Annotated in this window: 22 protein-coding genes; 18 read left to right on the top strand and 4 right to left on the bottom strand. The window is 54.9% G+C overall.

What is annotated here, in order from left to right; translation table 11 throughout:
* Positions 1–3: 3 nt before the first annotated feature.
* From ADIMK_RS18355 to sthA, 6 genes are all read left to right on the top strand, one after another.
* Complete coding sequence (locus ADIMK_RS18355; protein WP_036191190.1) at positions 4–663, top strand: NADH:ubiquinone reductase (Na(+)-transporting) subunit D; 660 nt, start codon at positions 4–6, stop codon at positions 661–663.
* A gap of 16 nt (positions 664–679) precedes the next feature.
* Positions 680–1,288, top strand: a complete 609-nt coding sequence (nqrE, locus tag ADIMK_RS18350) for an NADH:ubiquinone reductase (Na(+)-transporting) subunit E (RefSeq protein ID WP_036191189.1) — start codon at positions 680–682, stop codon at positions 1,286–1,288.
* Between the two features lie 35 nt (positions 1,289–1,323).
* Complete coding sequence (nqrF, locus tag ADIMK_RS18345; RefSeq protein WP_036191188.1) at positions 1,324–2,553, top strand: NADH:ubiquinone reductase (Na(+)-transporting) subunit F; 1,230 nt, start codon at positions 1,324–1,326, stop codon at positions 2,551–2,553.
* A gap of 5 nt (positions 2,554–2,558) precedes the next feature.
* Positions 2,559–3,593: an FAD:protein FMN transferase gene (locus ADIMK_RS18340; protein WP_036191187.1), complete on the top strand. Its 1,035-nt coding sequence runs from the start codon at positions 2,559–2,561 to the stop codon at positions 3,591–3,593.
* Positions 3,593–3,844: a (Na+)-NQR maturation NqrM gene (gene nqrM, locus ADIMK_RS18335; protein WP_036191186.1), complete on the top strand. Its 252-nt coding sequence runs from the start codon at positions 3,593–3,595 to the stop codon at positions 3,842–3,844. Before ADIMK_RS18340 ends, nqrM begins: the two co-directional genes overlap by 1 nt.
* Positions 3,845–3,941: 97 nt before the next feature.
* Positions 3,942–5,342, top strand: a complete 1,401-nt coding sequence (gene sthA / locus ADIMK_RS18330; protein WP_036191185.1) for a Si-specific NAD(P)(+) transhydrogenase — start codon at positions 3,942–3,944, stop codon at positions 5,340–5,342.
* A gap of 50 nt (positions 5,343–5,392) precedes the next feature.
* On the opposite strand, the gene ADIMK_RS18325 is transcribed toward sthA, so the two are convergent.
* Both ADIMK_RS18325 and ADIMK_RS18320 read right to left on the bottom strand, forming a co-directional pair.
* On the bottom strand, positions 5,393–5,704 hold the full coding sequence (locus ADIMK_RS18325) for a hypothetical protein (RefSeq protein ID WP_036191184.1): 312 nt from the start codon (positions 5,702–5,704) through the stop codon (positions 5,393–5,395).
* Positions 5,697–6,260, bottom strand: a complete 564-nt coding sequence (locus tag ADIMK_RS18320) for a PilZ domain-containing protein (protein ID WP_036191183.1) — start codon at positions 6,258–6,260, stop codon at positions 5,697–5,699. Before ADIMK_RS18320 ends, ADIMK_RS18325 begins: the two co-directional genes overlap by 8 nt.
* Before the next feature lie 93 nt (positions 6,261–6,353).
* On the opposite strand from ADIMK_RS18320, the gene ADIMK_RS18315 reads away from it, so the two are divergent.
* Positions 6,354–7,595: a lipoprotein-releasing ABC transporter permease subunit gene (locus tag ADIMK_RS18315; protein ID WP_036191182.1), complete on the top strand. Its 1,242-nt coding sequence runs from the start codon at positions 6,354–6,356 to the stop codon at positions 7,593–7,595.
* Complete coding sequence (lolD, locus tag ADIMK_RS18310) at positions 7,588–8,283, top strand: lipoprotein-releasing ABC transporter ATP-binding protein LolD (RefSeq protein ID WP_036191181.1); 696 nt, start codon at positions 7,588–7,590, stop codon at positions 8,281–8,283. Before ADIMK_RS18315 ends, lolD begins: the two co-directional genes overlap by 8 nt.
* On the opposite strand, the gene ADIMK_RS18305 is transcribed toward lolD, so the two are convergent.
* Positions 8,271–8,813, bottom strand: coding sequence for a DUF2062 domain-containing protein (locus ADIMK_RS18305; protein ID WP_036191180.1), 543 nt, complete (start codon positions 8,811–8,813; stop codon positions 8,271–8,273). The two genes, lolD and ADIMK_RS18305, sit on opposite strands and share 13 nt — an antisense overlap.
* Positions 8,814–8,886: 73 nt before the next feature.
* On the opposite strand from ADIMK_RS18305, the gene ADIMK_RS18300 reads away from it, so the two are divergent.
* From ADIMK_RS18300 to murB, 8 genes are all read left to right on the top strand, one after another.
* Entirely contained in the window at positions 8,887–11,118 is a 2,232-nt protein-coding gene (locus tag ADIMK_RS18300) for a DNA internalization-related competence protein ComEC/Rec2 (protein WP_036191179.1), read from the top strand.
* 64 nt (positions 11,119–11,182) lie between these two features.
* Positions 11,183–11,803 carry a MotA/TolQ/ExbB proton channel family protein gene (locus ADIMK_RS18295; protein WP_036191178.1) on the top strand — a complete coding sequence of 207 codons (621 nt, stop codon included), beginning with the start codon at positions 11,183–11,185 and terminating at the stop codon, positions 11,801–11,803.
* Positions 11,804–11,825: 22 nt separating this feature from the next.
* Entirely contained in the window at positions 11,826–12,245 is a 420-nt protein-coding gene (locus ADIMK_RS18290; RefSeq protein WP_036191177.1) for an ExbD/TolR family protein, read from the top strand.
* Complete coding sequence (gene lpxK / locus ADIMK_RS18285) at positions 12,245–13,237, top strand: tetraacyldisaccharide 4'-kinase (protein ID WP_036191176.1); 993 nt, start codon at positions 12,245–12,247, stop codon at positions 13,235–13,237. Before ADIMK_RS18290 ends, lpxK begins: the two co-directional genes overlap by 1 nt.
* A complete protein-coding gene (locus tag ADIMK_RS18280; protein ID WP_036191175.1) occupies positions 13,237–13,428 on the top strand; it encodes a Trm112 family protein in 192 nt (63 codons plus the stop codon). Before lpxK ends, ADIMK_RS18280 begins: the two co-directional genes overlap by 1 nt.
* An 8-nt stretch (positions 13,429–13,436) precedes the next feature.
* Positions 13,437–14,207: a 3-deoxy-manno-octulosonate cytidylyltransferase gene (gene kdsB / locus ADIMK_RS18275; RefSeq protein WP_036191174.1), complete on the top strand. Its 771-nt coding sequence runs from the start codon at positions 13,437–13,439 to the stop codon at positions 14,205–14,207.
* Positions 14,207–14,692 carry a low molecular weight protein-tyrosine-phosphatase gene (locus ADIMK_RS18270; RefSeq protein ID WP_036191173.1) on the top strand — a complete coding sequence of 162 codons (486 nt, stop codon included), beginning with the start codon at positions 14,207–14,209 and terminating at the stop codon, positions 14,690–14,692. The genes kdsB and ADIMK_RS18270 overlap by 1 nt, the downstream gene beginning before the upstream one ends.
* Before the next feature lie 5 nt (positions 14,693–14,697).
* The gene (gene murB / locus ADIMK_RS18265) at positions 14,698–15,702 is read left to right on the top strand and encodes a UDP-N-acetylmuramate dehydrogenase (RefSeq protein ID WP_231517099.1); all 1,005 of its coding nucleotides are present in this window, start codon (positions 14,698–14,700) and stop codon (positions 15,700–15,702) included.
* A gap of 90 nt (positions 15,703–15,792) precedes the next feature.
* Here murB and rne read toward each other — a convergent pair whose 3' ends face one another.
* Positions 15,793–18,855, bottom strand: coding sequence for a ribonuclease E (gene rne / locus ADIMK_RS18260; protein WP_051693104.1), 3,063 nt, complete (start codon positions 18,853–18,855; stop codon positions 15,793–15,795).
* 486 nt (positions 18,856–19,341) lie between these two features.
* Between rne and rluC the strand changes: the two genes are divergently transcribed.
* Together rluC and ADIMK_RS18250 are read left to right on the top strand one after the other, a co-directional pair.
* Positions 19,342–20,322, top strand: a complete 981-nt coding sequence (rluC, locus tag ADIMK_RS18255) for a 23S rRNA pseudouridine(955/2504/2580) synthase RluC (protein WP_036191168.1) — start codon at positions 19,342–19,344, stop codon at positions 20,320–20,322.
* Positions 20,323–20,342: 20 nt separating this feature from the next.
* A complete protein-coding gene (locus tag ADIMK_RS18250) occupies positions 20,343–21,443 on the top strand; it encodes a DNA-binding protein (RefSeq protein ID WP_197027581.1) in 1,101 nt (366 codons plus the stop codon).
* Positions 21,444–21,499 lie beyond the last annotated feature (56 nt).

Raw genomic sequence — 21,499 nt, 5'->3', positions numbered from 1 at the left:
CAGATGTCCAAGACAAATGAGGTCCTGATAGGGCCAATCGTCAAGAACAACCCGATTGCGCTGCAGATCCTTGGTATCTGCTCAGCACTCGCGGTGACTTCCAACCTCAAGACTGCTTTGGTAATGGGTATCGCCGTATCGTTGGTAACGGCGTTTTCAAACCTGTTTATCTCGGCGATCCGTAACCAGATTCCGGGCAATATTCGTATCATCGTGCAGATGACGATCATCGCCTCTCTGGTAATCGTGGTCGACCAGATCCTCAAGGCTTTTGCCTATGAGATTTCCAAACAGCTGTCGGTATTCGTTGGTTTGATTATCACCAACTGTATCGTAATGGGGCGTGCCGAAGCGTTCGCGATGAAGAACCCGCCGGGCATCAGCTTCCTGGACGGTATCGGTAACGGCTTGGGTTATACCCTCGTTCTGATGTTCGTCGGCACCATTCGTGAGCTGCTCGGTTCAGGTTCACTGTTCGGTATCGAGATCCTGCCGCTTGTTAACAATGGCGGTTGGTATCAGGGTAACGGCCTGCTGCTGTTGCCGCCGAGCGCGTTCTTCATCATTGGTATGTTCATCTGGATCATTCGCTCCTGGAAACCGGAGCAGGTCGAGAAGCCTGAGTACACTCTGGCACCGAACACCAAAGGCGCCCAGCATTAAGGAGGCTGTGTAAGTTATGGAACAGTATATCAGCCTTGCTGTTAAGGCGATTTTTGTTGAAAACATGGCCCTGGCCTTCTTCCTCGGGATGTGTACCTTCCTGGCGATCTCGAAGAAGGTTCAGACGGCTATCGGCCTGGGTGTTGCTGTTGTGGTGGTGCTGGTCATCACCGTTCCGGTCAACAACCTGATCTACAACCACCTTCTTCGTGAAGGCGCACTGGCTTGGGCTGGTTATCCGGATGTCGATCTGAGCTTCCTGGGCTACATCTCCTACATCGGAGTTATCGCGGCGATCGTACAGATCCTCGAGATGTTCCTCGATAAGTTCGTGCCGGCTTTGTACAACGCGCTTGGCGTGTTCCTGCCGTTGATCACTGTAAACTGCGCCATTATGGGTGCTGCACTGTTCATGGTGGAGCGTGACTACACCTTTGGTGAAAGTGTGGTTTACGGCGCGGGTGCTGGTCTTGGTTGGGCTTTTGCGATTACCGCACTGGCCGGTATCCGAGAGAAGCTGAAGTACAGCGACGTGCCGGAAGGTCTGCGTGGCCTGGGTATCACCTTCATTACTGTGGGTCTGATGTCGCTGGGTTTCATGTCGTTCTCCGGCGTCCAGCTGTAATGCGGGCATGAACAGTTTAAGGATGGGATAAACCTATGAATGCAGAAATCATTCTAGGTGTGGTCATGTTCACGGTGATGGTGCTCGCACTGGTCGCCGTGATTCTGGCTGCACGCGCGAAACTGGTCAGCTCCGGTAATGTGACGATCGAGATCAACAATGATCCGGAAAAATCGATCACCGTACCGGCGGGTGGCAAATTGCTGCAGACCCTAGCCAACAAAGGCATCTTCCTGGCGTCTGCGTGTGGTGGCGGCGGTACTTGCGCACAGTGCAAATGTCAGGTGCTGGATGGTGGTGGCTCCATGCTGCCGACCGAAGAGTCGCACTTCACCATGCGTGAAGGTAAGGAAGGCTGGCGCCTTTCATGCCAGGTTGCAGTCAAGCAGGATATGAAGATTCACGTTGAAGACGATGTCTTTGGTGTGAAGAAGTGGGAATGTACAGTTGAGTCCAACCCTAACGTTGCGACCTTCATCAAGGAACTGACGCTGCGTCTGCCAGAGGGTGAGAGCGTGGACTTCCGTGCCGGTGGTTACGTTCAGCTGGAAGCGCCTGTGCATGAGGTTCACTACAAGGATTTCGATATCGAAGAGAAATTCCGTGGTGACTGGGACAAGTTCAACCTGTGGCAGTATGTGTCCAAGGTCGATGAGCCGGTAATCCGTGCCTACTCGATGGCGAACTATCCGGAAGAGCGCGGTGTTGTTAAGTTCAACATCCGTATCGCGTCTCCGCCTCCGGGTAGCCAGGGTATCCCGCCGGGTCAGATGTCCTCTTACGTCTTCAGCCTTAAGCCGGGTGACAAAATCACTGTATACGGACCGTTCGGTGAGTTCTTTGCTCGTGAAACTGATAACGAGATGGTGTTTATCGGCGGCGGTGCGGGTATGGCGCCGATGCGTTCTCACATTTTCGATCAGCTTAAGCGTTTGAACTCTACGCGTAAGATCTCCTTCTGGTATGGTGCTCGCTCCATGCGTGAAGCGTTCTATGTGGATGAGTTCGACAAGCTGGCGGAAGAGAACTCGAACTTCAAGTGGCATCTGGCCTTGTCCGATCCGCTTCCTGAGGATAACTGGACCGGTTATACAGGGTTCATCCATAACGTGTTGTACGAAAACTATCTGAGGGATCACGATGCGCCTGAAGATTGCGAGTACTACATGTGTGGGCCGCCAATGATGAACGCCGCCGTGATCAAGATGCTTCTGGATCTTGGCGTGGAGCGTGAAAACATCCTGCTTGACGACTTCGGTGGTTGATAGGGATGCGCAGACTTATATCCAGTCTGGGATGGCCAGCAGCGTTGCTGCTGGCCGTTTTCGTTCTTACGGGTTGTCAGGGTAAGCCAGGACCTGAGGTCATCGGTTTCGACGGACTGACAATGGGTACCAGTTTCAGCGTGCGCTGGGTGGATACCAATCAGGACAGGGTTGAGGAGCTTAGACCGAAAGTTGGTGCGTTGCTCAAAGATGTCAATCAGCACATGTCGACCTATATTCCCGACTCTGAGCTTTCGCAGTTCAATCAGGCTCCAGCCGGGAGTCAGGTCAAGCTTTCCAGTGGCCTTGCGTATGTTGTTCGTGCAGCACTCACACTTAGTGAAGAAACGCGCGGTGCTTACGACGTGACGGTTGGGCCTTTGGTGAATCTGTGGGGGTTTGGGCCTGATGGGCGTGTTGTGAAAGCCCCAGAGCCGGCCGATCTTGAGACGCTACGCGCAAGGGTCGGCTATCATGCGCTGACGCTTTCGCAGGATGGCCAATTGACCAAGTCCGGTGAGCAATATGTGGATCTGTCATCCATCGCGAAAGGCTATGGGGTGGATCAGGTCGCTGAGTTGCTGGAGCAGAACGGTGTTTCAAGTTACCTGATCGAGATCGGTGGAGAGTTGCGTGCACGGGGCGTTAAGCCAGATGGCAGTGATTGGCGGGTGGCTATAGAGAGCCCTGTCGAGGGTGTGCGCGAGGTTGAGCGTGTCATTCAGGTCAAGGATATCGGAATCGCCACGTCAGGAGACTACCGCAACTACTTTGAGCAGGATGGCGTGAGATTTTCTCATACGATCGATCCACGAACAGGCTATCCTATTCGTCACAGACTGGCGTCTGTCACCGTGTTGATGCCCAAGTGTATGGACGCTGATGCTATGGCAACGGCGCTGATGGTGCTGGGTGAGGACGAAGGTCTTCGTTTTGCCCGAGAAAGGAAGATTGCGGCATTTTTTATTGTCAAAGAAAATGACGGGTTCAGGGAGATATCAACGCCAGAGTTTGAAGCTTTCCTGAAGGAGGTTAAGTAATGGATATCATGATTCTGACTTTTGTTGCATTGATGGTCATTATCGGTGCGATGTCGATCGGCGTGCTGATGGGGCGCAAGCCTATCGCCGGTTCATGCGGGGGCATGAGTGCACTGGGAATGGAGACCGCGTGCGATATCTGCGGGGGGGATAAGGCGCGCTGCGAGAAGGAACAGAAGCGTCAAAAGGGTGCTGATGCCGCTCAGCCTGTAGACGATGAGTTGGCTTACGAAGTAAAAGCAAGAACCTAAACACTATATCTATAAATCCAAAGCGTAATGGGCTCACCCGGTGGCAAGGTGTATCTTGGTGCCGGGTTGGCATTGCAGATCGTAGAAGGGGAGTTGAATGGCTGTATATGACTATGATGTCGTGATTATCGGTTCGGGACCTGCCGGAGAAGGGGCGGCGATGAGCGCTGCTAAAAAAGGCAGGCGTGTGGCCGTTGTAGAGGAGCAGGATACCGTTGGCGGTAACTGTACGCACAAAGGCACGATCCCGTCGAAGGCGCTGCGACACTCAGTCAAGCAGATCATCGAATTCAACACCAACCCCATGTTTCGCGATATCGGAGAGCCTCGCTGGTTCTCTTTCCCGAAGGTGTTGAACCGCGCAGAGAAGGTGATCTCTAATCAGGTCATGCTGCGTACGAACTTCTATGCCCGCAATCGTGTCGACGTCTTTTTCGGACGTGCCCAGTTCAGTGGCAAAGGTGAGATTGTAATTGAGGGGCGCTCCGAGGCGCGTGAGGTACTGCGCGCGAAGAACGTCGTGATTGCGACGGGTTCCAGTCCTTATTCGCCGGATGACATCGATTTCAACCATCCGCGCATCTATAACTCCGATACTATTCTCAAGCTCAGCCACACGCCACGCACGCTTGTGATCTACGGTGCTGGGGTTATCGGATGTGAATACGCGTCGATTTTCAGCGGGCTTGGCGTGAAGGTGGACTTGATCGATACACGTGATCGTCTGCTCTCGTTCCTGGATAGCGAAATATCTGACGCATTGAGTTACCACCTGCGCAACAACGCAGTTAAGATCCGTCACAACGAGGAGTATCAGTCGGTTGAGGGCGATGCTCACGGTGTGATCGTCAACTTTAAATCCGGTAAACGCATCCGGGCAGATGCTTTCCTCTGGTGTAACGGTCGTACCGGTAATACCGCTCACCTTGGGCTCGAGAAGATCGGCTTGACGGCCAACAGCCGTGGCCAGATTGCGGTAGATGATCATTATCGCACTGAGTGTGAAGGCGTTTATGCCGTTGGTGATGTTGTGGGCTGGCCAAGTCTTGCTTCGGCAGCCCTGGACCAGGGGCGTGCTGCGGCTGCCGATATGCTCAACGGTGAAGACTTTCGGTATATCAATGAGGTGCCTACCGGCATCTATACGATTCCGGAGATCAGCTCAGTCGGTAAAACGGAAGAGGAGCTTACGGCTGAAGCCGTGCCTTACGAAGTGGGGCAGGCCTTTTTCAAGGACACGGCACGTGCCCAAATTTCAGGTGAGCCGGTCGGTATGCTGAAAATACTCTTTCACCGCGAGACGCTGGCTATTCTGGGTATTCACTGCTTCGGCGATCAGGCATCCGAGATCGTTCATATCGGGCAGGCGATCATGCATCAGGAAGGCAGTGCCAATACCCTTAAATACTTTATCAACACAACGTTCAACTACCCGACAATGGCTGAGGCGTATCGTGTCGCTGCCATTGCAGGCTTGAACCGCATCGAAAACCTGTAAGGGTTTACTTGTGTTAAAAAGGGGCTTACGCCCCTTTTTTACTTCTGCTGTCAGCGGCCATCCCGGGGGGGCGATGCTTCGTCCGAGCGATAATATTCATCCTCCATGTAGCGGCCCTTTATGTCCAGCCGTCGCTCCAGCCAGCGATTAAAGAGCGTCCAGATGCCAAAGGCAGGCGCCATCATCACCATAATCGCCAGCATCAGTGAGGCTCCAGAATAACCATCAGGGGCGACGCGTGTAGCCCAGTCCAGAAACCCGAGCTCGCGACCCGCCATAAACCAGGCGCCAAGGCCTGTTAAGCCAACAGCAACACCCAAGTGATGGAGAACGCTGTTTTTTGACGGTTTAGATTTAGTCATTGAGTTGAGCCTGGCGTTCTCGCGACTGTGCTTCAATGATCAGGCGTGCCAGCAGGGTGCGGCAGCTTTCCGGCATTTTGCGGAAGGCGATACCGATATCGAAGGCTTCCTCTTTTTTCTCGCAGCGCTGAACTTCCGCGTACAGGAGCAGTCCGAGGCTGTTCTCGGGGAACACAAGCTTTATAGCCAGAAGCGTGCCGATCTCCAGTGCTTGTTCGTTAGTGTAGGAGAGTCCGCCCTCGCTCAGGTTGATGGTCTGGCATTTAACGGGATCGAATTCAATCTGGCTGTCAGACAGTGCCTGACCGATTAAATCTATTTTCTTGTTCAGGTGCTGGAGATACGTTGCCAAATGTGGGGTAGACTCTGCGATTTTGTAGACCAGATGCTGGCATTCGGCGTCGATGCTCGATAGCTGGCTCTGAAGCAGAAAATAGGGTGAGACGTTGAACTGGTAGGGTTGCGAAGAGCCTGCGACCTCCGACTCGGATACGATTTTATAATCCAATACGACCGGGTGGTCGATGCGGTAGAATTGTCGGCGGTCCTGATCCACAGCGGGCTCCTTATGACTCTCGGTTCGTCGCCGTTGAGTATAAACAAATATTCTGTCGGCCTGTTAGCCGACAGCGGGTATAAAGAGCGTTCAATGTATAAACCGCTATCGCTGTTTGTCGGTCTGCGTTACACCGCTGCAAAACGTGGCAATCATTTCATTTCATTCATATCTTTGGTCTCAATGCTTGGTTTGATGCTGGGTGTTGCTGCTCTCATCGTGGTGCTGTCGGTGATGAACGGGTTTGATCGAGAATTGAAGCAGCGCATCTTGGGTATGGTGCCTCATGCCACCGTGGGGAATTACGGTGAACCATTAAGCGATTGGCAGGCGCTCGAGGCCGATATTGCCAAAAGTGAAGGTGTTGAGGGTGTTGCCCCGTTCATACAGGCTCAGGGAATGTTGACGCATGCAGGGCGCGTGCAGGGTGTGTTCGTGAACGGCATAAGTCCCGAAGAGGAGCCGAAGGTCTCGATCATCGGCGATCATCTTAAGCGCGGAAGTCTTAAAGACCTTGAGCAGGGCGAGTACCGGATTATTTTGGGGGATTTGCTGGCCCGCTATATTGGCGCGCAGGTGGGTGACAAGGTGACACTGGTATTACCCGAAGCCTCTGTGAGTGTGGCCGGAATTACCCCGCGCATGAAGCGCTTTACGGTAAGTGGCATATTCTCGGTAGGTGCCGAGCTTGATGCCAATCTGGCCTATATCAATATGGATGACGCTGCGCGCCTCAAGCGCATGGAGCCCGGTTCCGTGGACGGGCTTCGTTTGCGCTATTCAGACCTGTTTCAGGCTCCGCAGTTGGTGCGAAAACTTGCGCAACCGAGGATGCTTAGCGCCAGTGACTGGACGCGTACCCATGGCAACCTGTTCCAGGCTATCCAGCTAGAGAAGCGCATGATTGGCCTGTTGTTGTTTTTGATCGTCTTCGTGGCTGCGTTCAATATAGTGTCCACACTGGTCATGGTTGTGACGGACAAGAGGGCGGATATCGCGATCTTGAGAACGATGGGCGCGACGCCTGCCACCATACTGCGAATCTTCATTGTGCAGGGGGTGGTGATTGGATTTGTCGGAACGCTGTTGGGTGTGCTGCTTGGGATCACTCTGGCGCTGACCGTTACCGATCTTGTCGAGTGGATAGAGCACGTATTCGGGATTCAGTTCTTGTCGGCTGACGTTTATTTCATCAGTTATCTGCCTTCCGAACTTCAGTGGAGTGACGTCAGTTTGATCACAACGTCGGCTCTGGCGATAAGCTTTATGGCCACTATCTATCCCGCATGGCGGGCTTCAAGGACACAGCCGGCGGAGGCGTTGCGTTATGAGTAATCCGGTTTTGAGCGTTTCCGGAGTGCATAAGAGCTACCGTGATGGTAGTAGCGAAGTGCCGGTGCTTTCGGGCGTTGATCTGAGAGTCGCCGCTGGTGAGCGTCTGGCAATTCTGGGCTCATCGGGCAGTGGTAAAAGCACGTTGCTTAACATTCTCGGTGGCCTGGATAAGCCTGATGGTGGAGAGGTGGAAGTGGCGGGTGAAGCCTTGTTCCAGGTTAGTGAGGTGCGTCGAGCTGCTCTTCGAAACAGGTACCTTGGTTTTGTGTATCAATTTCACCACCTGCTTAATGAGTTTACTGCGCTGGAGAATGTAGCTATGCCGCTGCTGATTGCTCGGCAATCGGCAAGCGATGCGCGAAAAGAGGCGCAGATGTTGCTCGAACGGGTGGGGCTTAGCCACCGAGTGAAGCATAAGCCTGGCCAGTTAAGCGGCGGTGAGCGTCAGCGTGTGGCGATCGCGCGTGCGCTGGTATGCCGGCCGGCCTGCGTGCTGATGGATGAGCCTACGGGTAATCTCGACCGACATACTGCAGAAGAGGTGGAAAAGTACCTCGATAAGCTCAACAAAGAGTCTGGTATTGCGTTCATCACCGTGACACATGACTTGGCGCTTGCTCGGCGGATGGACAGAGCGGTGGAGATTGTTGACGGTAAGCTGCAGCACTGGAGCGATCAGTCAGCCTGATCGTCTTTTTGACGAAAGCGCCCGGGCTTTCGTTTCTTCCAGTGGTGGTTGACGTGCCAGATCCAGAACCACTGGATGCAGACATAGCTGAGCAGTGCCAGAACAACGCCGGTCAGGACCGAGCCCAGCAGTAAGGGCCACCAGATCGCTGCAATTTCCGTTTGGAGGGATGCCAGATCCCAGTGGAAATTGATGCGATCCCGAATATGGGTATCCAGAAGCCAGGCGCCGATTCGATAGGTGAAGTAAAAGATGGGTGGCATCGTTAAGGGATTGGTAAGCCACACCAAACCGATGGATACGGCGAGGTTGCTTGCCATCAAAAGTGCTAGCACGGCGGCAACCAGCATCTGTCCCGGAATCGGGAGAAACGCACAAAAAATTCCGACCAAAAAGGCCCGTGACACGGATTTGCGGGTCAGGTGCCAGAGGTTGGGGTTGTGAAGATGGTCGCCGAGCCAGCGCAGGGACGGGTGGGCACGTAGCTTGTGCTGATCCGGCATGTATTTCTTGAATATTTTGCGCGGCATATTAGGGCGTTCACTCATTTTGTGGGGCAATTATGCCGACAGTGATTGCGTAAGCCAACAGTGAAGATCAAGGATGATCGCATTTATCAGTGGATTGCTGGCAGTCGCTTGGCTGCCTGATCTCTCATATACGCCTGTTCTATTTCTTGCGGCAATGCTTGCGGTTATCCGCCGCGCTAGGGTGATTACCGCACATTTTCTATTTGGGGTACTGCTGGCCGCCTTGTGGGGCGGATGGCAATTGTACCACCGTCTACCCGATGCTCTGGTTCGTGTCGATGTGGGCATTACAGGGATCATCGATCAACTTCCGGTCGCCAAAACACGCAGCCAACGTTTTACGCTTCGTGTGGTTGAGGTGGACAGCGATGATCCGCGGCTGCAGCGGTTAAGGCGTATCCATCTGTCCTATTATGATGCGCACCAGTTGTTAAAAGCGGGTGACCGCCTGAAGGCGGTTGTAAGGCTCTTTCCTCCCCGGGGTCTGAGTAACCCATCCTCTTTTGATGCCGAGAGGCGTTACTTGAGTGAGTCGATCGATGCACGCGGCTATATCAGACAACTTGTCGCTCGACAGGCATCAGGACTGTCTGTAGCGGCTATACGTCAGTACATCGCAGATGCCATCGACCGGTGTTTTACGCCGGATGTTGCACCTACCTTGCGTGCCATTACGTTGGGCGACCGCTCCGCCTTGACGCCTGATCAGTGGCGCCTGTTGAGCGAAACGGGAACGGCTCATCTGCTTGTTGTAAGTGGGCTGCATGTGGCGGTAATGGCGGGGGTGGGCTTGCTCCTGGGGCGCGTGCTCTTGGTGTTGCCGATGCTTGCCGGTTTCAACGTTAGGTATGCACGACACGTCGGGTTGGTGCTGTCGCTACTTTTGTGCGTTGCCTATGCGGGTGTTGCGGGTATGGGGCTTCCCGTGCAGCGAGCGTTGATCATGGTGATTGCGTTCATTGCAGGCGAGTGGTGGCTGCATCCGTTCGGCGCGTGGAAACGATGGCGACTTGCGTTAGCACTCGTATTGCTAATGCAGCCCCTGGCGGTTGTTGAAGCGGGGGCTTGGCTGTCATTTGCAGCGGTTGCAATCCTGATATGGTTGGTTCAGGTAGGGGGAGAGTGGCGTCACCGGATGGCGCAATGGTGGAGGATGCAAGGCCAGTTGTTTGTCGGGATGCTGCCGATTACAGCTGTGCTTTTTCATCAGGTTGGTTTTCTGGCACCGATGGTGAATTTCATCGCGCTTCCAAGCGTGTCGGTTTTGGTGATGGCACTACCGTTCCTGCTACCGACTGCACTCTCTGGGGTTCAGTGGTCTGCTGAATTGATCGAGTGGGGAGTCCAGTTATTTTGGGCTGTAATTGCATCGATGCGTCAGGACCTGGGCTTGTACTTGGCTCTTCCTGAGGTGGGCATCGGCGCCACGGTATTGGCCGTGATTGCCGTCGTCTGGTGGCTGCTGCCGTTGCCTCTCAAATGGCGCTGGCTATCGCTTTGCATGATGGCACCTTTGTTGGCATCACAGACTCAATTGCCTGCTCAGGGGAATTTTACGGCGACTGTGTTCGATGTGGGGCAGGGGCTGGCGGTACTGGTCGAGACCGGTGATGGTCGAGTCATATACGACTTGGGGCCTGGGTATTTCGGCGGGGGGGCGGCTTTCTATTCCGCAATAGCGCCGTCTCTGCGCGCCCGGAATCTCGAAGGGGTGGAGCAGTTGGTGGTCAGCCATGACGATTTGGATCATAGCGGGGGGCTGTCGGCTTATGTGAGCGCATATGATTATGAAGCGCTAGTGGTCGGCCAGCCGCTGAAGGAGCGCATGAGTGCTGAAGGCTGCGCTGAGAAGGGGGATCTCCTTATGGGAGGAGTTCGCTTTCGTTACATGCAAGCCTCCAAAAGTGCGAGGGTGAACGATAACGGTCAGTCGTGTGTGGTGGTGGTTGAAGGTCGTAACTGTGTGCTGTTGATACCCGGTGATCTCGAAGAGATTGGGGAGCGTGATCTTGTTGCCCGGGCTCAGTTGCCGAAAGTCGATTGGCTGATTGCGGGCCATCATGGCAGCAAGACCTCCACCTCCGGGCTCTGGTTGGAAGCCTTGAAGCCGGAGACGGTTATTTTCAGCCGCGGGATGTTTAACCGCTTCGGCCATCCTGCGCCGGAGGTGGTTGATCGAGTTCGCCATGCCGGTGCCCAGGTGCTTGATACGGCGACCGATGGTGCTGTGATTATCCACGCGGAGGAATCCTGTCGGAGCGATGCTTGGCGAGAGGTGAAAAAACGTTACTGGACAGCGGGTTAACGCCCTACTCAGGGTTGGCGGCGCTGTGGTAAAGTAGGGCCTCTTCAGGTCAGGAGGATGCGCAGTGTTTGAGTTGATTCAGGCAGGTGGCTGGTTGATGGTGCCGATAATCGGCAGTTCAATACTGGCGCTGGCCATCATCACCGAACGATTTATTACCCTTCGCTATTCTCGCGTAGTGCCCAGGGGGCTGCTGGCTCAGGTGTGGGAGCTTGTCCGCAGTGGCGAGATGACACCCGAAAGAATGCGCATCATCAAGCAGGAAAGCCCGCTGGGCTTGATTGTTGTGGCCGGCCTTAATAGCTCATCCCATGGCCGGGAAGTGATGAAAGAGAGCATTCAGGAAGCCGCTACAGTGGTAGTCCATGAACTTGAACGCTTTTTAAACAGTCTTGGCACCATCGCGGCAATAACGCCCTTGCTGGGGCTGCTGGGTACCGTTATCGGAATGATCAAGGTCTTCACTGAGATCATGATTCAGGGTACGGGTAATGCCAACGTACTGGCAGGGGGTATTTCAGAAGCGCTCATTACCACTGCCGCGGGTCTGTCAGTCGCGATACCGACTCTCGTATTACATCGATATTTCCAGCGCAAGGTCGATACCCTCGTCCTGACAATGGAGCAGGAGTCGATAAAACTGGTAGAGATCGTTCACGGTGAGCGCGATGTCGATTTTCGTTGATTCTGGATCGGTGGGGGTCTGAATGCGGTTCCAGCGTCAACGTCGAGAAGAGGTGAGTGTTAATCTCACGCCCTTGATCGATGTGGTATTTCTCCTATTGATCTTCTTTATGGTTTCCACGACGTTTACCAAGGAAACTCATCTGGAGGTTGACCTTCCCGAGGCGTCTGCCGCTCAGGCGCAATCCGACGTGCAGTCGGTTGATGTGGTGATCAATGCCGAGGGTAATTACAGCGTCAATGGACAACCGTTGGTCAATACTCAGGCCGTTACGCTCAAACGGGCTATTCAGAAGATAGCGGGGGATGATCGAAGTCTGCCGTTTGTGATTACAGCGGACGGAAGTACCTCGCATCAGTCGGTTGTGACGGCCATGGATGTGGCAGGGCAGCTTGGCTTTTCAAAACTTAGTATCACGACCCGAGTGCCGGAATCACGCTGATGTCGCTTGAGCACAGCTGGTACCGGGGCGCAGGCTGGCTGAAACTGCTGCGGCCTGTTTCTCTTTTATTCCAATTTCTTTCTGCCAGGCGCCGGTTGTCAAAAACAGCTGCGCAGTGGCGTGCGCCAGTGCCTGTCATCGTAGTAGGCAATATTACGGTCGGCGGTAGCGGGAAAACCCCGGTAACGCTGGCGCTTATCGAGATGCTTCGAGAAAGGGGCTACCGGCCCGGAGTGGTGAGTCGTGGGTATGGTGCCAAGGCACCCTATTATCCATATCCAGTCACGCCGGAAACCTCAGTCGCTGATGGGGGAGATGAGCCTTGTCTGATTGCTCAGCGCACAGGTGTGCCTGTCTTTATTGACCCTGACAGACCGGCTGGCGTGCGCGCTTTGCTTGAGAGCGGCGACTGTAACATTGTAATCAGCGATGATGGTCTTCAGCATTATGCGCTGGCACGTGATGTGGAGATCGCGGTTATTGATGCCGGACGCGGGCTTGGCAATGGTCGATGTCTGCCAGAGGGGCCGCTGCGAGAGCCTCCCGAGCGCTTATTGCAGGTTGATCGCGTTATACTCAACGGGGCAGGGGCATTTGCTTTTAATGGTGCCACGCAGATGCGTCTTAAACCTGCTTGCCTGATTGAATTGGCCAGCGGGCAGAAGGTTTCGCCCGATCAGTGGAGCGAATCACGAAAGGTGCACGCGTTGGCCGGTATCGGGCATCCGGCACGTTTTTTCGATACCCTGCGTGCACTGGGTTTCGATCCAATTGAACATCCATTGGCGGATCATGCGGAACTCTCTCACGAGCAGTTGCGTCTGAGTCCTGCGCTACCGCTTATCATGACTGAGAAAGACGCAGTTAAATGCAGAGGCTGGGCGCCTTCCGGTTGCTGGTCATTGCGCGTAGAGGCTCAATTCGATAATGGATTCGAGTCATGGCTGGATAGCCGGTTGAATAGTTTGAAACAGAAATATGGGAGTCCGTAATGGACCAGAAACTGCTTGATATACTTGTTTGTCCGGTGTCCAAGGCGCCGGTCGAATTGAATCGCGAGACCAATGAGTTGATATGCCGTACCAGCGGACTTGCATACCCGATTCGCGACGATATTCCGGTTATGCTGGAAAGCGAGGCGCGCACCCTTACCGCTGAAGAGCGCTTGCCTGAGAAAAAGTGAGATCAACCATGAGCTTTTCCATCGTTATCCCTGCTCGTTTTGCATCCAGCCGTTTCCCGGGTAAGCCGCTGGCGCAGCTTGCTGGCAAGCCTATGATCCAGCATGTCTACGAGCGTGCCTGTGAAAGCGAAGCCAAACGCGTTGTCATCGCAACGGACGATCAGCGAATAGCCCAGGCTGCCGCCCAGTTCGGAGCCGAGGTCTGCATGACGAGGCCTGATCATCCGTCTGGAACGGATCGTCTGCAGGAGGTGGTGAAAACGCTCGGTTTTTACGCTGACGATATCGTTGTTAACGTACAGGGTGATGAGCCGATGATTCCGCCGAGGATCATCAATCAGGTGGCCCACAATCTGGCAGCAGTACCTGAAGCCAGTATCGCGACCCTCTCTGAGCCTATCGAAAGTGTCGAAGCGTTGATGAATCCGAATGTGGTCAAGGTTGTCACCAATCACCGGGGTATGGCGCTCTACTTCAGTCGTGCACCTATTCCCTGGCCGCGTGACGCCGCGCTTGCTCAAGGTGAAAAGCTTGATCATCTGCCGGAAGGCTTCAATTGGCAGCGGCATATCGGTCTCTATGCGTACCGTGTAAAGCTACTGAACGACTTCGTTGCCTGGCCTGCGGCCTCTGTGGAACAGACCGAGTGCCTGGAGCAGTTACGTGCACTTTATAACGGTGCTGGTATACACGTTGAGGAGGCGCTCGAAGCGCCGCCAACTGGGGTTGATACGCCCGAAGATCTGGAACGGCTGCAGAAGCTATTGGAGAGGGCGTGATGAGCCAAACGGGCGTACTCTTTGTCTGTCTGGGCAACATCTGCCGCTCTCCGACGGCCGAAGGCGTTTTTGATGCAAAGCTCAAGGAGCATGAGGATCTGGCTTCGATGCTGGTCGTTGATTCGGCGGGAACGGCTGCCTATCACGTCGGCAATCCGCCGGACTCGCGCAGCGCTGCTATCGCGGCGCGCAGGGGATACGACCTCTCCCGATTGAGGGCGAGGGCTGTCGATCAGGCAGATTTTTCCCGCTACCGTTACATTCTCGCAATGGATCAGCAGAATCTGGATAACCTGAAGTCGATTTGTCCCGCAGATTTTGATGGCCATCTCGGGTTATTTCTTGATTTTGCCGGTATGAAAAATGCCGAGGTGCCGGACCCTTACTATACGCGCGGAGATAAAGGCTTCGAGCAGGTGTTGGATCTTGTTGAGGCTGCAGCAGATGGACTTCTGGGTCATTTGCGCGAGGAGTTGCTCGGTTGAGTCTGGTGTTTCAGCGGAATGTTCCCCTAAAGGCACTGAATACCTTTGGCTTTGACTCTATAGCCGAACGTTTCGTCCGTCTTGAGTCGGTGGACGATATACACGCCCTTCACGCCAGTCTTGACGAAAATCCCAGCCCGCTGTTGTTGATTGGCGGGGGGAGTAATCTCGTACTCGGGCGTCAGGTGCCAGGCGTGGTCGCTCAGGTCGCCATTGCTGGCATTGAGTGTGAAGAATTGGGCGGTGATCGTGTGCGTGTCACGCTCGGAGCGGGAGAGGAGTGGCACTCATCGATAGAGAGTCTGTTGCGTCAGGGTATCTATGGCCTTGAAAACATGGCGCTTATACCTGGCTGTGTGGGGGCGGCGCCGGTACAGAATATAGGTGCTTATGGCGTTGAGGTGAAAGACCGAATCGAAGCTGTCGAGGTTTATGACTGGCAGCAGCGCCGCTGTTTTTGGCTGAAAAATGCAGACTGTGAGTTTGCCTATCGAGACAGTGTATTCAAGCGCCACTATGACCGGTATTTAATTACCCGAGTCCGTTTCCTGCTCAGCCGTGTAGCTGAATGTGTGGTGACATACAAGCCGCTGCGGGATGCTATCGAGACGGGGCTTGAGGTTTCACCGCAAGCGATATTCGATGCGGTTTGTCGTATTAGGCGTGAAAAACTGCCGGATCCGGTGGTTCTGGGAAACGCCGGGAGCTTTTTTAAGAATCCGGTTGTTTCGATGTCGCAGTATGAAACGCTCAAGGCGAAATGCCCCAATATCGTTGCATACGCCGAGGGCGATGGCTTCAAGTTGGCAGCGGGTTGGATGATTGATCAGCGAGGCTGGAAGGGTTTCCGGCAAGAGGGTGTTGGTGTCCACGAGCACCAGGCGCTGGTATTGGTCAACTACGGTAAGGGTGATCGTCGTCAGATAGAGGCGCTGGCGGGAATGATCAGTGAGGATATTCAGGTGCATTTCGGTGTGCAGCTTGAGATTGAACCACGCTTCTACCCGTAAAAAGCGCTGAAGCCTAACTCAATTGTCTGCATAACGCGTTAAAACATAAAAGCCCGCCAATTGGCGGGCTTTTTAGTGCGTTTTCCGAGATCAGCTTTCGCTGTTTGAATCGGAGTCGGCGGTTTCAGCCTCTGTCTGATTCTGGCGGCGACGCACTTCTCGAGGATCGTTAGGCGCGCGACGGCTTCTGCGCCGGCGTGCAGGCTGTCCCTCTTCTTGTGCGGCCTCGGTCGCAGCTTCTTCCTGCTCAGCGCTTTCGGTCGCGACAGCGTCGCTCTCGTTCTGCTCAGGCTGCTTGGTCGGGCTCTCATCCGAGACAGGCAGGATGTCCGCTGTTTCTAAAGCGGGTTCTGCGCGCTCTTCAGTCAATGCAGGCTTTTCTTCCAGCTCAGCTTGCTCAAGAGTCTCTTCCGCTTTCTCGTCCTCTGCAGTATCAGCGGCTACAGTCGCAGTTTCGACAGTTGTCTCAGCGACAGCCTGGTCCGCTTCTTCGCTGGTTTTAGCTGCTTGTTCCGCCACTACCGCTTCTTCGCGTGTTTCGCTTTCGAGAGCTTCGGACGGTTCGATAACGGCTTCGGTTGTCTCCTCTGCGGGAGAGGTCGAATCATCTTCTGCAATGACGCCGTCCGTAGCTTCTGAGCGTTCTGTAGTTTCAGCAGCTGCCTGATCGGCGGTTTCGGCTTTCGCTTCTGCCTCAACCACGTCGGTTACCGCTGCATCAGGTGCTGGAGTGTCCACGGGAGATTCCGGCAGCTTGCCTTCGCTTTCGCCGACAGTCGCTGCCTCAGGTTCGGCCGCTAACTGCGCTTCGGTCTGCTCTGAAGCGGTCTCGGGCGAGCTGGTTACATCAGTCTTTGCTTCAGCGGTTTGTTCTTCATCGTTGGATGAAGTGTCTGCACTGGCGGTTGCTACGATCTCTTCCTGACCCTCTATCGGGGTGCGCAGAGCTGTGCGTTCGTCGCCTTTGCGGCGACGGCGACCACGGCGGCGGCTACGGCTTTCGTCACCTTCGCTCGCTGCAGCATCAGCGGGCTTGTTGTCTGTTGAGCTGTTGTCAACGTCCAGGGCCTGTTTGCTCTGGTTGCCTTGATCCTGATTGTCGGACTGGGCGGCAGAGTCGTTGTCGCTGCGACGGCGGCTGCGACGGCGGCGACGGCGACCGGTGCCGTCTCCTTTATCCTGATCGGCGGTGTCCTCGTTGCTCTTTTCGCCGATTGTCGGCAGCGCCTTCTCTTGCTCGATCGTAATGATCTCGTCGTTGTCGCGGGAGCGGCGGCGGTCTCCGCGTTCGCCACGATCACCTCGACGATCGTCACTGCGCCGGCGTGATTTACCCTGGCTATTGCGGCTGCGGTTGTCGCGGCTTGTCTTGGCGGGTTTCTCGTCCTCGCTCTCCTTCTTCGGCTCGGGCTTCGGCTCTTCAGCTTTCTTTCCGAACAGCCGGCCAAGGGTCGCAACGACACGCTCGCCGAACGAGAGGGTTACGGGAGCGGGGGCCTGGGGTTCTGCTTCAGCCTGTTCGGCCGGTGTATTGTCTGCTGCAGACTGCGGTGCACGAGCAGTCGGAATCACGGCCTGAACAGCTGCTTTTTCGCGTTTTGTCGGGGCAGCTACAGCTTCGGGCTGCTCCTCAACGGCTTCGGGCTGAAGCGTATAGCTGGGATCGTGTGTTGTGGAGACACTGTGGTCATCGCGCAGGCGAACCACTTCGTAGTGCGGGGTCTCCATATTCGGGTTCGGTACAATAACAACCTGCACTTCATTGCGCAGCTCGATTGCGTGAACCTCGCGACGCTTTTCGTTGAGCAGGAAGGTTGCGACGCTGACTGGCAGGATTGCGCGGATCTGCGCGGTACGATCCTTGGCGGACTCCTCTTCGATCAGTCGGAGAATCGAGAGCGCCAGGGATTCGGTATCGCGGATAGTACCCTGGCCATTACAGCGCGGGCATACATGGCCGCGAGACTCCGCCAGAGAGGGGCGCAGTCGCTGGCGTGACATCTCAAGAAGACCGAAGCGCGAGATGCGGCCCATCTGAACGCGGGCGCGATCAAGCTTGAGTGAATCGCCAAGACGCTTTTCGACCTCACGCTGATGCTTGATCGGCGTCATGTCGATGAAGTCGATGACGATCAGGCCGCCGATGTCGCGTAAGCGCAGCTGGCGAGCGATCTCTTCAGCGGCTTCAAGGTTGGTATTGAGCGCTGTCTCTTCGATGTCGCCGCCACGGGTGGCGCGGGCCGAGTTGATATCGATAGAGACAAGGGCTTCGGTCGGATCGATGACGATAGAGCCGCCGGACGGGAGTTTGACCTCGCGCTCGAATGCGGTTTCGATCTGAGTTTCGATCTGGAAGCGGTTGAACAGCGGAACCTGCTCTTTGTAGAGCTTGATGCGGTTTTCGTAGCTCGGCATTACCTGGCGGACGAACAGCAGAGCCTGATCGTAAACGATCGGATCATCGATCAGTACCTCGCCAATGTCAGAACGCAGGTAGTCGCGAATCGCACGGATAACGACATTACTCTCCTGGTAAATCAGGAAGGGCGCAGAGCGTCCGGTTGTTGCGGTAATCGCATCCCAGAGGGTGATCAGGTAATCCAGGTCCCACTGCAGCTCTTCACTGCTGCGACCGATACCTGCTGTGCGCACGATAGCGCCCATCTGATCGGGAATATTGACGCCAGCCAGCGCCTCTTTCAGCTGCGTGCGCTCGTCGCCTTCTATGCGACGTGAAATTCCGCCTGCACGCGGGTTGTTGGGCATCAGTACCAGATAACGGCCCGCCAGGCTGATAAAGGTAGTCAGTGCCGCGCCTTTATTGCCGCGCTCCTCTTTATCAACCTGAACGATAACTTCAGTGCCTTCCTTGACCATGTCCTTGATGTTGGGACGCTGGCCGCGTTCGGGCTGCTTACTAAAGTATTCGCGGGAGATCTCTTTGAGCGGGAGGAAACCGTGACGCTCGGCGCCGTAATCGACAAAGGCCGCTTCAAGGCTTGGTTCTACTCGGGTTATACGGCCTTTATAGATGTTGGCCTTTTTCTGTTCGCGGCTGTCGGACTCGATGTCCAGGTCAAATAGGCGCTGGCCATCGACCAGAGCCACGCGCAACTCTTCGGGTTGAGTTGCGTTAATGAGCATTCTCTTCATGTTGTTATGCGTTCTCAGCAACACGCAACGCTGCCACCGCCGGTTGCTGCACCGGAGTGTGAAGATGATGCCCAGTCTTTCTGATCGCGGCGGCTGTCCGGGCTATTGGTAGTCCGGGCAACGCGCGCGGGCGGCCGCCTTGGCGACTGCTCTTATATCGGCGGTGGAGGAAACGCAGACCTCTGTCGTTATAGTTGCTGGCTGTGGCTGCCTGATAGGCAGGTTCCGGGTCAGCGTGCGTCTCCACCTTCAACTGGGCCTTCGATATCAGGCGAAGGCCGTGAAAGCGTTACGTAAAATAAGGTTTGATTTCGTGAGAAACCATCAATCTCTGCCGCCGATCGGATCGTGCGCGGCCACGCTTCGAGGTGTGGGTGAGGGGCCGGCGACCTGGATTCAAAAATAGCTAAAGCCAACCGCCTGCGGCATCGCTAGAATATAACAGCTAACCCTAAGAGCATCAACGAACGGACGTATCAGTAACTGATGGCAGATGAGAGTACAGGCATCCAGAAAGGGGTGCAGTTTATTACCGTTGAAGAGGATCAGGGTGGGCAAAGGATCGACAACTTCCTACGCACCGCACTTAAAGGCGCGCCGAAGAGCCTGATCTACAGAGTCCTGCGCAAGGGCGAGGTGAGAGTCAACAAAAAGCGGATCAAGCCCGAGTACAAGTTACAGGCAGGGGACCTCATTCGCGTGCCACCGGTGCGCTTGCCTGAAAAAGGTGACGCGCCTGTGGTCGGGGATAAGCTGCTTGAGCATCTCGAAAGCGCGGTCGTCTACGAAGACGATGCGCTGATGGTAATTAACAAACCGTCGGGGCTCGCGGTTCATGGCGGAAGTGGCGTGAATCTTGGGCTTATCGAGGCGGTTCGGCAGTTAAGGTCGAATCAGCGATTTCTTGAATTGGTCCACCGTCTGGATCGCGACACCTCCGGTTGCATCATGATCGCTAAGAAGCGATCAATGTTGCGCTATCTCCACGAGCTGCTGCGCCAGCACAAGGTGCAGAAGATTTACCATGCGCTGGTCCAGGGGCGCTGGGAGAGCAAAGACAAGCGTGTGGACGCTCCGTTACTTAGAGGCGAGCTTAAATCGGGTGAGCGCTTTGTAAGGGTCGATGCCGAAGGTAAACCGTCTCAGACCGACTTTCGTATATTGAGGCGTTATGGCACCTCGGCTACGCTTATCGAAGCCCGTCCACGAACTGGCCGTACGCATCAGATTCGTGTGCATACGCAGTTTGTCGGGCATCCAATCATCGGCGATCCGAAATATGGTGTCGATGCCATCAATCAGCAGTATCGTGAATTGGGTTTCCGTCGCCTGATGCTGCACGCGGCGGCACTTGAATTGAAATTACCGGATGGTACACCTCTAAAGGTGGAGGCGGCGTTGGACGCTCAAGTTGCGCAAGCGCTTGAAAAGCTCGTGACCAGCGCCGAGGCTCAGGAACAGAGATAAACAGGATCAGGATGTTGAATGTGAACGAACGTGATCAGTCCCGCATTTTTTCCGCGGCTGACCATATGCTCATGAATGGAGCCCGTCCCGATGTGGCAGGGATTGCTGCGCAGTTGGATCTGGATCAAAACCACGTTGAGACAGTGCTTGAGCGCTGGTGGCAGGGGCTGCCGGGGCGTGTCCAACTCGGTAATCGAAATTCCAAAGCTTTCATGGATGTTCCTGATTCTCTGGCTCAGTCATTCTTGCGTGTCTGGCAGCAAGCGTTACAGGAAGCCAACGCGAACGTGAACCGTGACCGCCAGCAGTATGACGTTGGTGAAGAGGAGAGTCGGCGCATAAATGAAGAGGCGCTGCGTCAGTCTCAGGGCGTCTATCAGGAGCTTGAAGCGCGCTACCGCGAACTGGGTATCCGTCTGGAAGAGTCCGAACAGCATGGAAAGTCTCTGGAGGCGGAGATCGCGGTGCTGAAGAACTCGCTGGCTTCGGAGACGAACGAGCGTAAGCGTGAGGAGCAGCTGCGCGCTAATCTCGAGCATGAGCTCAGCCAGTTACGCAAGCAGTATGAAGAGTATCGTCGCAGTGCCGAACAGCGCATGAAGGATGAGCAGCGTAAAGGTGTGGAGACTCATGCCAAGGCTGAAGTCGAGGTTCGTCACTACCGAGGCATGCTGGACAAGGTAAGGGATGAAGCTGGGCGTAAGGAAGCGGCGCTGACGCGGGACGTGCACGAGTTTCAAGGCGAGCTGGCCCGCAAGGATGTCAAGATCGAAACGCAGGCGAGTCAGATCAAGGCATTGGAATCAGAGCTTAACGCAATCAAGCAAAATGTAGGATCTCAGCATCGGGATTTGACGAAAACCAGCAGCTCTCTTCTGGCTGAAACTAACAAAAACAAAAGGTTGGAAGATAAGATTAAAGAGCTTAATGAGGAGTTGCAGCGTGCAAGTCAGCGCTCTCTCACCAGCGCTAGTGATGCTGCGCGCCGTGAAAATACGTTGAGAGCACAGCTGAAAGAGCGTGAAGAGGCAGCGATGAAAGCGCAGGCACGTATCACTGCGTTGGAAAAGCGCCTCGTAACTCAGGATGAAGAGATAAGGCGCCTTAGCGCACGTCTTTGAGTGAAAGCTGTGTAGATAGACGTTGCGACAGCGCGCTGCTATACATATTCTTTGTT

Source organism: Marinobacterium lacunae (assembly GCF_000705555.1).
GTDB lineage: Bacteria > Pseudomonadota > Gammaproteobacteria > Pseudomonadales > Balneatricaceae > Marinobacterium_D > Marinobacterium_D lacunae.
This window is presented reverse-complemented; position numbering and strand designations above follow the sequence as displayed.

Bases quoted from the DNA above. Each gene is read 5' to 3' on its own strand.
- ADIMK_RS18355 (WP_036191190.1), top strand. From the start codon at position 4: ATGTCCAAGACAAATGAGGTCCTGATAGGGCCAATCGTCAAGAACAAC.
- nqrE (WP_036191189.1), top strand. From the start codon at position 680: ATGGAACAGTATATCAGCCTTGCTGTTAAGGCGATTTTTGTTGAAAAC.
- nqrF (WP_036191188.1), top strand. From the start codon at position 1,324: ATGAATGCAGAAATCATTCTAGGTGTGGTCATGTTCACGGTGATGGTG.
- ADIMK_RS18340 (WP_036191187.1), top strand. From the start codon at position 2,559: ATGCGCAGACTTATATCCAGTCTGGGATGGCCAGCAGCGTTGCTGCTG.
- nqrM (WP_036191186.1), top strand. From the start codon at position 3,593: ATGGATATCATGATTCTGACTTTTGTTGCATTGATGGTCATTATCGGT.
- sthA (WP_036191185.1), top strand. From the start codon at position 3,942: ATGGCTGTATATGACTATGATGTCGTGATTATCGGTTCGGGACCTGCC.
- ADIMK_RS18325 (WP_036191184.1), bottom strand. From the start codon at position 5,704: ATGACTAAATCTAAACCGTCAAAAAACAGCGTTCTCCATCACTTGGGT.
- ADIMK_RS18315 (WP_036191182.1), top strand. From the start codon at position 6,354: ATGTATAAACCGCTATCGCTGTTTGTCGGTCTGCGTTACACCGCTGCA.
- lolD (WP_036191181.1), top strand. From the start codon at position 7,588: ATGAGTAATCCGGTTTTGAGCGTTTCCGGAGTGCATAAGAGCTACCGT.
- ADIMK_RS18305 (WP_036191180.1), bottom strand. From the start codon at position 8,813: ATGCCGCGCAAAATATTCAAGAAATACATGCCGGATCAGCACAAGCTA.
- ADIMK_RS18300 (WP_036191179.1), top strand. From the start codon at position 8,887: ATGATCGCATTTATCAGTGGATTGCTGGCAGTCGCTTGGCTGCCTGAT.
- ADIMK_RS18290 (WP_036191177.1), top strand. From the start codon at position 11,826: ATGCGGTTCCAGCGTCAACGTCGAGAAGAGGTGAGTGTTAATCTCACG.
- lpxK (WP_036191176.1), top strand. From the start codon at position 12,245: ATGTCGCTTGAGCACAGCTGGTACCGGGGCGCAGGCTGGCTGAAACTG.
- ADIMK_RS18280 (WP_036191175.1), top strand. From the start codon at position 13,237: ATGGACCAGAAACTGCTTGATATACTTGTTTGTCCGGTGTCCAAGGCG.
- kdsB (WP_036191174.1), top strand. From the start codon at position 13,437: ATGAGCTTTTCCATCGTTATCCCTGCTCGTTTTGCATCCAGCCGTTTC.
- ADIMK_RS18270 (WP_036191173.1), top strand. From the start codon at position 14,207: ATGAGCCAAACGGGCGTACTCTTTGTCTGTCTGGGCAACATCTGCCGC.
- rne (WP_051693104.1), bottom strand. From the start codon at position 18,855: ATGAAGAGAATGCTCATTAACGCAACTCAACCCGAAGAGTTGCGCGTG.
- rluC (WP_036191168.1), top strand. From the start codon at position 19,342: ATGGCAGATGAGAGTACAGGCATCCAGAAAGGGGTGCAGTTTATTACC.